1 protein-coding gene is annotated in these 1,353 nt (G+C 73.0%); it reads left to right on the plus strand.

Annotated features, from left to right (window positions below; translation table 11 throughout):
* The coding region (locus tag AB0J52_RS40800) for an excinuclease ABC subunit UvrA (RefSeq protein ID WP_500188602.1) at nt 1-1,353 on the plus strand (1,353 nt) is incomplete at both ends.

Raw genomic sequence — 1,353 nt, forward strand, 5'->3', positions numbered from 1 at the left:
GTGGTGTTCACCGGCGTGTCCGGCTCGGGCAAGTCGTCCCTCGCCTTCGGGACGCTGTACGCCGAGGCCCAGCGCCGGTACCTGGAGTCGGTCGCCCCCTACGCGCGGCGGCTGCTGCACCAGGTCGGCGCCCCGGACGTGGACGAGATCACCGGGCTGCCCCCGGCGGTCGCGCTCGGGCAGCGGCGGTCGTCGCCGTCCTCCCGGTCGTCGGTCGGGACGGTCACGGCGGTGTCGAACTCACTGCGGATGCTGCTGTCGCGCGCGGGCGACTACCCCGAGGGCGCCGAGCGCCTGGACTCGGACGCGTTCTCGCCGAACACCCCGGTCGGCGCGTGCCCGAACTGCCACGGGCTCGGCGAGGTCCACGACGTGACCGAGGCGTCGCTGGTCCCCGACCCGTCGCTGTCGATCAGGGAGGGCGCCGTCGCGTCCTGGCCGGGCGGCTGGATGGGCAAGAACCTCCGCGAGATCCTCGAGGAACTGGGCGTGGACGTGGACCGCCCGTGGCGCGAGCTGCCCAAGGAGCGCCGCGACTGGATCCTGTTCACCGACGAGCAGCCCGTCGTGACCGTCCACCCCGTCCGCGAGGCCCACCGCACGCAGGGCACCTACAAGGGCACGTTCCACAGTGCGAAGCGGCTGGTGCTGCGCGCCTACGCCGAGTCCAAGAGCGAGAAGCGCCGCCAGAAGGCGGAGGGTTTCATGACCAGCGCCGTCTGCCCGGTCTGCCACGGCAAGCGGCTGCGGCCCGAGTCGCTCGCGGTCACCTTCGCCGGACGCGACATCGCCGACCTGGCCGCGCTGCCGCTCATCGACCTCGCCGCCGTCCTGCGCCCGCACGCGCGCGGGACCGGCCCCGCCGCCGTGCTGTCGCGCGACCTCATCGAACGCGTCGAGGTGCTGACCGAGCTCGGCCTCGGCTACCTCGGCGCCGACCGGTCCAGCACGACCCTGTCGGCCGGCGAGCTGCAGCGGCTGCGGATGGCGACCCAGCTGCGCTCCGGCCTGTTCGGGGTCGTCTACGTCCTGGACGAGCCGTCCGCCGGGCTGCACCCCGCCGACACCGAGGCGCTGATGAACAGCCTGCACCGGCTGAAGACCGCCGGGAACAGCCTGTTCGTCATCGAGCACGACCTGTCGGTGGTGCACCGCGCCGACTGGGTCGTGGACGTCGGGCCGGGCGCGGGCGTCCACGGCGGGAACGTCCTGTACAGCGGCCCGGTGGACGGCCTGCGCGACGTCCGGGAGTCGGTGACGCGCCGCTACCTGTTCGGCGAGGCGGAACGCCCCGGGCGTGCAAGTAACCGCCGTATGCAACTAATGCTTGCGCGTGTTACCAGCGTACGCCCA

This window comes from Spirillospora sp. NPDC049652 (assembly GCF_040675125.1).
GTDB lineage: Bacteria > Actinomycetota > Actinomycetes > Streptosporangiales > Streptosporangiaceae > Spirillospora.